The organism is Saprospiraceae bacterium, from assembly GCA_016716185.1.
Classification (GTDB): domain Bacteria; phylum Bacteroidota; class Bacteroidia; order Chitinophagales; family Saprospiraceae; genus Vicinibacter.
The window spans coordinates 142061-154144 of the sequence record JADJWV010000002.1; the positions used below are offsets into that span (position 1 = coordinate 142061).

The window sequence follows — 12084 nt, forward strand, 5'->3', positions numbered from 1 at the left end:
GAGTTTATTAAATTTCCAATTTTTTAAACAGAAATACTCTTTAAAAATCTTTCTAATTCAACTATCGCAGATTTCATAATTACAAACTCCAAATAAGGATGCTTTTGCTCCTGCAAATAAATACTTCCGGGATCATTGGCTTCCCAGCAGAAATGGATGACGGGAATTCCGCTGGCTACGTATTCATCGAGTTTGCTGGGAATGCCCGGATAATTTTTATTTGCAAAATTTAATAAAATATGCGTAGTGGAATAAGCCGCTAACAGTTTTTCATCCGAATCGCAAATTCCCGTTTGAATCCAGGATGAGTGCGGGCGTATTTTTTGCAATAAGGGGGAATACATCATACCTAACAATTGTAAGTTAAATTGCATCTCTGGAAATTGAGTGTATAAATTTATGAAAAGATCTATTTCTGCAAGTCCATCGCGTATTCCTTCATAGGTATTACCAATAAAGGTCAATTGTAAGGTACCGGAAGTTGGCCGTTTCAATGTTGAAAAATCGAGCCGGTTGCCATTGGGAAGTACCTCAAATTTAGCGTAGTCCAGATGGTATTTCTCCGCAAAATAATTCCGCATCGAATTCGCATTGACACGAATGTGGTCACAAGTGGAAAGTACTTTTTGTTCAAAATGCGGATTCCATTTTTTGAAAGGATGGGCTTTTTGATGTGGAAGATAAAAAAGATCCCCTATGTCGGCAGTCCAAACCTGTTTGTGAATTTTTTTGAGGTAGTATCCAACGAGGTGTATGCTGAAGGGATGTGATACCGTATAAATATGGTCATCGCGTTTGCGAAGGAAGAGTATGTAATAGACTAAACTCAAGAGGGCGAAGAATACTTTATCATCGGGCCAGATGAATTTGTGAAAAAATCGCAGGAGGGAATATCTTTTGAGTTGCTGGCGTAAGGGACTCTTTTGGTTTCTTTTGAATCCAATCCGGTATATGTTTTTTTCATCTTTAACTTCCCCCTTTTCACACTTTGATGAAATGACCAGGTAATCCCGATTCGGATGCAGAGAGCGAATCTGGTTTTCCATTCTAAATGCCCTCGGGTTTCTCATCGGAGGGAAATTAAAACTAAAGAAAACGACGCGCATGAGCACAAAGTAAGGCAATTCTCCTGCTATCTGATTGATTTTTCAGGTAAACCACTCAGGGCCTAGAAATTATCGGATGGATGTCAACAAAAATTGAATGGGCTCCGTAGATTTACAGGGAATTAAGAGAGCTTGTATGCAAAAAATTCCAAACAGTATCATCAGGCAAGGTTTTCATTTAATTCTGATCCTTTTGTTGGGAAGCCTGATCTTCTGGCAGTTGCATCTTTTTGTACCTGCTTTCTTGGGTTCTTATACCTTGTATATTCTTCTTCGCAAACCTTATATTTTCCTGATCTCCCGATGGAATTTACCGAAAGGACTTGCAGCCATGACACTCATGATCCTAAGCCTTCTGGTGATTGTCATCCCCTTGAATACGCTCATTCGCATGCTGAGTTCGAGGATTCTGCCGCAGATCAAAGACGCCAATTCCATATGGACGTCTGTTGAACAATTTATTCACGAGCTGGAAATCAAATACAATATTGCGATTTTAACAAAAGAACATGTAGGCAGCATCGGCGATTTCATACTGAAGGAATCCAGCAATGTATTGTCCGCGACATTCAACAGCATTGGTTTGATTGCCATCATGTATTTTGTTTTGTTTTTTCTGCTCACCGGTGGTGCCAAAATGGAACATGTATTTACTTCCTGGTTACCACTGAAAATAAAAAATCTGAATTATTTCAGAGAGCATCTGAACAGTTTGGTGTATTCGAATGCTATAGGTATCCCATTGGTTTCTCTTTTTCAATCTCTGGTTGCATTTATTGGTTATTGGATTGCGGGCATCGATGAGCCTTTTTTGTGGTTTGTAGTGACCTTCTTTGCATCTTTTATTCCTTTTCTGGGGGCCATGGTTGTTTATATTCCATTGTCGATAATGCTGATACATATCGGGCAGAATAATTATGGGATCTTTCTTTTGCTTTATGGGTTTGTGATCGTCGGATCCGTTGATAATCTGTTTCGGCTGGCTATTCAAAAAAGAATCGGCGATACCCATCCATTAATCACGATATTTGGGGTGATAGCCGGATTAAAACTGTTTGGCTTCATCGGATTGATCTTTGGTCCCATCATCATCTCATTATTTATTTTGCTTGTCGATGTTTATCTTAAGGAATATGGTGAATACAGTGCCGATGATTAGTGTTTTGGTTCATCCATCCATGGTTCTTATACCATGCGACATACCCCTTTCATCCATGAAGCCAATCAAATCGTTTGTAGTCCGGTTGCCCTGATCATTTTTCCTGTACCAAACCATTTGATTTTTAATAATTTAGCGCTTCTTTTCTGAATTTAAGGGCATGATATCTTACAAAAACATTCTTACACTAGCTGCAGTAATGAGTGCGGTCTGTTGCTGCGAGGCACAACTTACTTTTCCGGTAAACGGATTGCGGTATCCGGATAACCACCAAATCCTTATTCGCAATGCTGTGATTCATCAGGATAGCGGACTCGTCCAACACCATGCGCAATTGCTGATCAGGAATGGAAAAATTGTCAGCATTGGCAAGCAGATTCAAGCTACGGATTCCGTGGTAGTGATTGATATGGAGGGCAAACACATTTATCCGGCTTTTATTGAACCGTTATGTTCCATTGGAATGCCTGAGCAAAAAAGGAATGCATCGGAAAACAACTACGTGAGCAACAGGAATGGTAGTTTTTCCTGGAACGAATCGCTGCGTTGTGATGTTGACGCCGCCGCTCTATTGAAAAATCCCGAAGATATGGCGGCCAAATTCCGTCAAGCCGGTTATGCACTTGCTCAGACTCATCAGGCTGATGGAATCTCCAGAGGAAAAGCCTGTGTGATCCAACTGCGTCCGGGAGAGGAAAACGAAATTATTCTGAAAAATTCATCTGCCCATATAATGAGCTTTCAAAAAGGAAGTTCAAATCAATTTTATCCGGGTTCGTTGATGGGTATCATCGCCTTGTTGCGCCAAACCTATCTCGATGGAAAATATTACGAAAAAGCCATCAAACCGCATGAAGTCAATTTGTCTTACGAACACTGGAATGCGCTACAAACCCTCCCACAATTTTTTGTAGCCGGAAATCCCTTGAATGCATTGCGTGCTTCGAAAATTGCAAAAGAATTCAATTCTCCATATATACTCGTTGGAGACGGAAGAGAATACCAGCAAATTGAAGAGCTTAAAAACACAGGAATGAAATTTGTGGTCCCGGTAAATTTTCCAGCTGTATTTGAATTCGACGATCCTTTTGATGCATTGCAAATCGATCTTTCCGATTTAAAACATTGGGAACTTGCGCCTTCCAATCCTGCCATCCTCGCCAGAAATAAAATTCCGTTTGTTTTTACCGGTGAAGGGCTACAGGACCTTAAAGACTTACTAACAAACGTTCGTAAGTCAGTAAAAAGAGGGCTTTCAGAAAACATGGCAATCCATGCACTGACAGCAGGTCCCGCAGAGTATTTACAGATTCAGGACAAAGCAGGTACTCTTCATACAGGTAAGCTTGCGGGATTCATTGTAACAGATGGCGACCTGTTTGACGATAAGACTAAAATACTGGAAACCTGGGTTTCGGGCAGAAGATTTCAACATCAGCAGGTGATTCAAAAACAAGCCTTCGATGGTGAATATAAATTTCAACTGGATACTTCTACGATTCAACTAAAAATTTTTACGGCTGATCATAAAACTCAGCTCAGACTTATTTCCGATGACAGTACCAAAATGAGTTTGTCGGCGAAAATTGAACAATCCTATCTTAATGGGATGCTGAACAGGAATCATCCCGGGGGTGTAATCTTGTTGTCTGCGTGGAACATTTCCGAAAACAAATGGTCTGGTAGAGCCCAACTGGAGAATGGCATCTGGCAGGAATTTGAAATGATTAAAACAGGTTCTGTACGGGATACCCAGGAAAACAGAAACTCCGGCAAAAAAAATATGAACGACAGTTTAGGCACGGTTACATTTCCATTTACTGCGTTTGGATGGAATGAACGGCCAAAAGCTGAGAACATTTTGATTAAAAATGTCACTGTTTGGACCAATGAAAAGGAGGGTATTCTGAACAACCACGATGTGCATTTTGAATCAGGAAAAATCCGCGCTCTGGGCTCCAATCTGAAGGTTCCCGGTGCAATAATCATTGATGGATCTGGTAAACATCTCACGTCGGGTATCATTGACGAACATTCGCATATTGCCATACAAGGAGGGGTGAACGAGTGTTCGCATTCCGTTACGGCAGAAGTCAGAATTGGCGATGTAGTCAATAGTGAAGACATCAATATTTACAGACAATTGTCAGGAGGAGTGACTACAGCCCAATTACTGCATGGATCCTGCAATCCGGTAGGTGGCCAAAGTGCTTTAATTAAAATGAGATGGGGCTATGCACCGGATCAGATGAAATTCGAGCATGCAGATCCTTTCATCAAATTTGCATTGGGTGAAAATGTAAAGAGGAGTGGAGGCAACACGAGCAACAGATTTCCGGATACCCGGATGGGCGTAGAGCAAACTTACGTAGATGCATTTCAACGAGCCAGGCAATACGACCTTGCAATAAAAGCCAATCCGAATACCACCCGGCGCGATTTGCAACTCGAGACGCTGGCCGAAATCCTGAATAAAAAAAGATTTATTACTTGTCACTCCTATGTGCAATCTGAAATCAATATGATGATGAAAGTTGCCGAACAATTTGGTTTCACATTAAACACGTTTACCCATATTCTTGAAGGTTATAAAGTGGCCGATATCATGCGCAGGCACGGAGCGGGTGCAGCGGGATTTGCAGACTGGTGGGCTTACAAATACGAAGTATATGAAGCCATACCCTATAACGGCGCAATTCTACATCAACGCGGGGTGACTACCGCATTCAATTCGGATGATGCAGAGATGGCTCGAAGGCTGAATCAGGAAGCAGCTAAAGCGGTGAAGTATGGAAACGTTCCCGAAGAGGAAGCGCTCAAGTTTGTGACCCTGAATCCAGCCAAACTTTTGCACATCGATCACCGGGTCGGCAGCATCAAACCAGGAAAAGATGCAGATCTGGTACTTTGGTCTGATCACCCTTTGTCAGTCCAATCAAAAGCCGATATGACCTTTGTGGATGGCATCCGTTTTTACGACAGGAATAAGGATGTTACTCTGCAACAAGTGGTGGCAGCAGAACGAAATCGGCTGATCCAAAAAATGATCAAAGCGAAGTCGGAAGGCGAAAGGTCGCAGAAGTTTAGTTCCCGCAGACGCAGGATGTACCATTGTGATTCAGAAGGCATGGATGATTACGAAATGGAACATGTTGATTAACATCTAATAGAATTGAAAATGAGAAATTTAATTTATATAAGTTTTACTTTGGTATTTTCCTTTTTTGTTCTAAGCCTGAATGCCCAACCTGCTCCTGCGCCCGTGCAACGCGAGGCCATTGCAGTGACCGGAGCGAAGATCCACGTAGGTGATGGAAAGTTCATCGAAAACGGAATTTTAATTTTTGAAAATTCAAAATTCGTTTACGTAGGAGAGGATGCAGGAAAAATCAAGGGAATCGCACGAGTTATCGATGTGAAGGGTAGCCATGTTTATCCGGGATTTATTTCCATGGCCTGCAATCTGGGCCTTGCAGAAATCGAACAGGTCAAGGCTACATTGGATTACCGCGAATTGGGAAATTACAATACGAACATCCGTTCGTTAACTTCGTACAATACAGACAGTAAGGTAATTCCTACGGTGCGCAGCAATGGAGTGTTGATGGCTCAGGTAGCGCCGCAGGGTGGTGTTATTTCAGGGCAGTCTTCGGTATTTCAATTGGATGCATGGAACTGGGAGGATGCCGTGTATGCAGCCGATGAAGGAATTTTCTTGAACTGGCCGAATCCGGGGGCCGTTGGCCGCAGAAATGCTCCGGACGCAAATGCTGAATCTTCCTATCAAAAAGAGACCCATCAGTTGCGCCAATATTTTCAAACTGCGAAGGCCTATGCACACGAACTCAATCCATCAGAAAAACATCTGGCATATGATGCCATGCGCGATTTGTGGAGGAACAAAAAAACACTTTACATCCGCGTGTCACAACCGAAAGCCATGATCCATGCCGTATTGTTTGCCAAAGAATTTGGTCTGGATCCCGTTTTAGTCGGGGCTCAGGGTGCGCAACATGTATTGAGTTTTTTAAAAGAGCATAAGGTTCGCATTGTGTTGGCTCAGACACACCGACTCCCGGTTTATACCGATGATGCTGTTGACAGCCCATTCAGACTTCCGGCAATCTTGCAGGAAGCCGGAATTTTATTTTGTCTGAGTATGGATGGATTCTGGGAGCAACGGAATCTTGCTTTTCAGGCAGGACATTGTCTTGGTTATGGATTGAAATACGAAGCTGCAGTTGCTTCGATAAGTTCAAATCCAGCAAAAATATTGGGAATTGACAAAACCTGTGGGACTCTGGAAACGGGTAAAGATGCAACGTTTGTTATAAGCAACGGTGATGCTTTCGATATGCGCAGTCAGAACATCACACATGCTTTCATTCAAGGCAGGGAACTCAATCTGGATGACCGGCAAAAGGAGTTGTACAGGAGGTTTGGCGGGAAACCCTAGAGAATGGATTATAGATGATGCATAATGGAGAATTGGGCTTAAAGCGGGAAGCTAAAAGCGATAAGCGAAGAGAGCAATGTGGAAAGAACAAAGTTCTAAGAGTAAAAAGCTTGTTACTTTGAGAAGGCTCCTAAAATTTTAATAATAATGACCCAACTACAGAACAATTGAATCCATTAAGAATATCGCATAATATAATTCAACTCACGGGAACTAAAAGCACAGGGATCGACCTTTTCAAAAAGCCTACAAGCCTACAAGGCTACAGGCCTACAGGCCTACAGGCCTACAGGCCTACAGGCCTACAAGCCTACAAGTCATCCAAAACTAACGATCGTTCATCAATTTGTACTGATCCCTCCTTTATGAATACGGACTGCTAATTTTTACAGACAGACATTATCAAACAACTTTGAGCTTTCAGCTTTTCGTTTGGAGCTATTCTACTTCCTCATTTCAACCTCGACCCGTCAATTTTCGTATCTGCATGTTTCCAGGCTTCAGCGATGCGCTGATCGGTTTTCATTTCCGACTTCTTGTCTCTTTTGGCGGCGTATGCTTTCTTGAGACCATGTAAAGCCCAGCCATTTTTGGGCTACCACTGAAGATCTTTCTCATAAACTTTGATCGCTTCGGCGGGTTTGCCGGCTTCCAGGAGTACCGCGCCCAAATGATGGCGGATCGAAAAAAACCAATCTGGTGGTCCAGGTTACCTAATTTTAAAGCCAGATTTGAATAAACTGTAGTTTCATTGCAAAAAATAAATTAGCTGAATTTACAATATTTTATATTTGTACAAGGTAAGGTCTTTTATTGGTGATTTTCAAGGAACCATATTCGGCCTAGATTTGGGATAAGTCCCTGATTTTCAGCACTTATATCTTTTCTGCCATTAAACTGTTCTCTTACCAGTTTTATTTTAACTATTGCTAATCGTTGTGTGAATTACATACTAAATCATTTTATATGAAAAAACCAAAGATGTTATTTTTATTTGTTCTATTGACTTCATTTCTGGCTGTTCAGGCACAGGATAAAAATGCAGTGCAGGCGGTCAATAGTTATTATACCTGGTTTGATCAGGGAAAATCCCACCAATTCAAACGAGTACTCGACAAAGCTTTTATGGGAGAAAGTTCGCATGCACCGGCACCTATGGATATGGCAGCCTGGATGGAATGGGCCAATGCTGTTAAAGCGGCTTTTCCTAACATGAAACATGAGCTTCAGGAAATTATTTCGGAAAAAGGCAAGGCAGCCGTGAAGGGTGTATTTAAAGGAACCAATTCCGGAAACTTTATGGAAAAACTTCCTACAAACGTGGAAGTCATGTTGCCATTTAATGCGGTATTTCTATTTAAAGGCAGTAAAATAATTTCACTGAGCCTCACTTTTGATCCGCGTTCCTTGGAGACGCAATTATATGGCGGTGCAGAAAACCGCGATAAAAAAGCAAAACAGGCAATATTGGATATGGCTGCAGCGATGGATGCCGGTCAGACTGCCAATCTGCCGAATTTTTGCAGTGCCGACTTTACATACAGCAATCCCGCTTTGCTGGAACCTACCAACATGACAGGCTTTCAAGAACTGGTATCAAACAGAAAAAAGGGTTTCCCGGATATGAAAACCGAAATCCTTTCTTCAATGCTCACCGGAACTCACATTGTCAGCAAAGGCATTTGGAGAGCAACCCATACCGGAGTCTACAATGATCTGGAACCTACCGGCAACAAAATGGAAATTAATTTTATTGTGTTGGATGAGTTGGATGCCAAGTTTAAAATCAAAAACCGACTCGTGCAATACGATGTTAAAACATTCGAAAATCAATTGAACGCCGGAGTTTCTGACAAAATGCAACAAATCCTGAAAGACATGACCGCCGCAGCTGATGCAGGCGATGCTGATAAATTTGCCAGCTATTGGGCACCAACCGGTATCAATCATTTCAATGGAAAAGACAATACTGTTGAAGAGACCAAATCCAGAGTCAAGTCATTGAAAAAAGCTTTTCCCGACGTTACAAGAACCCTCGATGCCATAACTGTATGCGGTAATAAAATATTTATAAGGGGAATCATGTCCGGTGTAAATTCCGGACCCCTAAACGGGAAACCAGCAACCAACCGTTATGTCAACATGATTTGGATGGGTGAATACCATTTTAATCCTATGGGTAAAATAGAAGCAGCCTGGACAGAAGTGGATTATGAAACACTGACCAAACAACTTTATCCTGGGAAAAAATAAATAAGTTCTTAAAATTTAAGAGACAACACGGTGTGTTGTTTACCAATTTTTAAAGAAAGTTAAAATTCATAAAGCCATCGGGATTAAAGCTTCCGGTGGCTTTGTGTTTTATACCTTGATTGTAACCTGTGGTCTTAGAGCGAGGAATTGGCAAACCTGGCAACTTCTTTATGAGAAAAATTTATATTGGGAAACATTTCTGAGAAATGCATATCTTTGCCACGCACCCGTCACCATTTTCTTTATTCAAAGTCACATTCTAAAGCCTGATATCCTGGCATTAGAGTCCATTTGTAATTTATTAAATTTTAACATATGAAAAGAACACTACTGCTTTTATTATTTATTATCGGTCTTTCAACCACTTATTCACAGGTGATCTCCCATCAATTCAATTACCGGGTGAGCCCTGACCAGGATGCACATTATCCATTATTTAATCCGGGGCGGGGAAATCGCGTTGCATTAAAATTTGATATTTCGAGAATTCCTCAGGGTGCTGAAATCAAAGCTGCGCAATTGAATGTTCATGTGCTTTATTCAGAAGTCAACTGGGATGGAGATGTCATTTTTTACAATTTGAACAATCAAAGCTGGGATGAAACTCAGCCAGCTGATTCATTGGAATTGTCCTTCCGGTCAGACTCCACCCATCAGGATAGTCTGTTCGGTATGATGCAATTGGGATGGCACAACTCCATCGATCTTTCGCAGATAGTTCTGAGGGACTATACTCAGAAAAATCAATATTGCACTATATTCATGGTTGATCCCGATGATCAGGATAGCCTCTTTACAGCCGGTACCCCACTTTTTGATCACGATACTTTGGTGTGTGGCGAAGAAATGGCAGATGGCAAAATGGTCTTTTGGTCATCCGAAAGTCCGGACACCAGCTTCAGACCTTATCTTGCGATCAGATATTGCTTTCATACAGATACTCAATTCAGTTTATCGGCCTGCGACAGCATTTCGCTCAATGGAGAAACCTTTTATACTTCCGGACAATACCAGCAAGTCATTCCAAATTCCTCGGGTTGCGATTCCACACTTACCATTGATCTTACGATAAATCACAGCAGTTCTTCAGACCTGAAACTGAGCGGATGCGACAGCATTGAAGTGAATGGTTTCAAATATTTTCGTTCCGGAAATTATAAACAAATTTTCGTCAATCATGTAGGTTGCGATTCGGTTTTGAATCTGCAACTGACTGTCCATCCCAGTTATTTGAGTCAGTTGTTATTAAGCGATTGTGATAGCGTCATTGTAAATGGGGTTTCCTATACCACATCCGGCATTTATTCGCAAGACTTTAAAAGCATTTATGGCTGCGATTCGATTCTTGAAATTAAAGTTGTCATCAACCCAACGACGTTTGGAACGATAACCAGAACAGCTTGTGACAGTATTTTTATCAATGGCGAACTCTTTGACCAGTCCGGTATATTTACCCAGGTTTTGAAAAATTCCAATAATTGCGATTCCATACTTACTATAAATCTGACTATCAACCACAGCAATAGTGAATTACTGGAAATCGAAGATTGCGACAGCATTGTTGTCAATGGTGTAAGCTTTTTCAGATCGGGAAATTACCGGCAGACTTTGAAAAATAAAGATGGTTGTGATTCGTCGCTGCTTTTAAAACTCACCATACACAAAAGTGCGATCGATAGTTTTGAATATACGGCATGTAACGGGCTGGTCCTTAATGGAGTTACTTATGACTCCAGTGGATATTATACGCAACATTTGCAGACTATTCATGGATGTGATTCAACCCTGTTGCTATACATCACCATCAATCAAAGTACTAGCAATGCAATCAGTTTAACAGAATGCGATAGTGCCATTATCAATAACCAGAAATACGATTCCAGTGGTGTTTATACACAGTTGCTAACCAACGCGGCAGGATGCGATTCTTTATTGTTTATTAATCTCACGGTCCATTACAGCAATTCTGAAGTTATTGAGATTTCCGATTGTGATAGTGTTGTTGTGAACGGAACAGCTTATTACCAGTCTGGAATTTATACACAATCCCTAAGCAATACAGATGGTTGTGATTCTTTACTGATCATCGATGCGATGGTATTCATAGCCGATACTTCCATTCTTGTGAATGGCAATAAGCTGATCAGTCTGGACAGCAGTTCTTTATATCAATGGGTGGATTGCGACAATAATTTTGCTCCCATTCCCGGCGATACCAATATCATTTTCACAGCAACTAAATCAGGGAATTATGCGGTGGTCCTGTTTCAGGGGGGCTGCGCCGATACATCAGCTTGTTATCCGGTAATGGTCGTGGCCACAGATGATCAGAACAAGAGCGAAATGATCAAAGTGTATCCTAATCCAACTCAGGATATTTTGATTCTGAAACTTGAAAAATCTCAACCAAATCTTATGGTACGATGCATGAGCATTTCCGGTCAACTTCAGTTTGCATTTCAATTGAATTCCGAAGTGAATCAAAAGCTGGATGTATCCATGTTGCAACCGGGGATTTATATTCTTGAGATTTCAAATCATCAAATGCAGAATAGAATCAGGTTCTTTAAAAATTAAGATAAAGGCCATTTCAAAAACGATCAAACAGTTTATCCCGACGGGGGTAAACTGTTTTTTTTTGACTATTTTGATAAATTAAAAGTACATCGCAAAGTACCCTGTGCGGCTCCGAATAGTCGAAATACCTCTTCTATTTATTTCCCACATGTACCCGACTGAAAATGCTTATAATCTATAGCAGAAACAAGTCGTTCATTCGTGGATTCACGCGGATCAAGTTACTTATTAGGTCGGAATTATAGACATCCGAGAATGAAAAGAATACCTCTATGCTAAATTACTTTTCACATTATAAGAAATTCTATATGTTAAAGTTTTAAAATAACAACAGAAAAATTTGCATTTTCCAAATTGATTTTCCAAATTGATTTTCCAAATTGATTTTCCAAATTTGTTTTTTATTTTATAAATCTTGTCTTTGTAAAGGCGATTTATAAATTAAAAAAAACCAACAGATTGAAGATATTTATAATCTATTAAATTCTTTAATTATGGAAATCATTGCATTTGAGCCACCCCTTTAGTAAGGA

6 protein-coding genes are annotated in these 12084 nt (G+C 40.8%); 5 read left to right on the forward strand and 1 reads right to left on the reverse strand.

Translation table 11 applies throughout. From position 1 onward, the window contains the following. Nucleotides 1–23: 23 nt before the first annotated feature. Nucleotides 24–1070, reverse strand: a complete 1047-nt coding sequence (locus IPM34_02525; GenBank protein MBK8954415.1) for a glycosyltransferase — start codon at nt 1068–1070, stop codon at nt 24–26. 133 nt (nt 1071–1203) lie between these two features. On the opposite strand from IPM34_02525, the gene IPM34_02530 reads away from it, so the two are divergent. From IPM34_02530 to IPM34_02550, 5 genes are all read left to right on the forward strand, one after another. Then, nucleotides 1204–2265 carry an AI-2E family transporter gene (locus IPM34_02530; protein ID MBK8954416.1) on the forward strand — a complete coding sequence of 354 codons (1062 nt, stop codon included), beginning with the start codon at nt 1204–1206 and terminating at the stop codon, nt 2263–2265. Between the two features lie 160 nt (nt 2266–2425). Beyond that, nucleotides 2426–5425 (forward strand): amidohydrolase family protein, encoded by a 3000-nt coding sequence (locus IPM34_02535; GenBank protein ID MBK8954417.1) that lies wholly within the window; start codon nt 2426–2428, stop codon nt 5423–5425. An 18-nt stretch (nt 5426–5443) separates the two neighbouring features. Beyond that, on the forward strand, nt 5444–6721 hold the full coding sequence (locus tag IPM34_02540) for an amidohydrolase family protein (GenBank protein ID MBK8954418.1): 1278 nt from the start codon (nt 5444–5446) through the stop codon (nt 6719–6721). Nucleotides 6722–7687: 966 nt separating this feature from the next. Next, a complete protein-coding gene (locus IPM34_02545) occupies nt 7688–8974 on the forward strand; it encodes an ester cyclase (protein ID MBK8954419.1) in 1287 nt (428 codons plus the stop codon). 315 nt (nt 8975–9289) lie between these two features. After that, nucleotides 9290–11551, forward strand: coding sequence for a T9SS type A sorting domain-containing protein (locus IPM34_02550; protein ID MBK8954420.1), 2262 nt, complete (start codon nt 9290–9292; stop codon nt 11549–11551). Nucleotides 11552–12084: the final 533 nt, after the last annotated feature.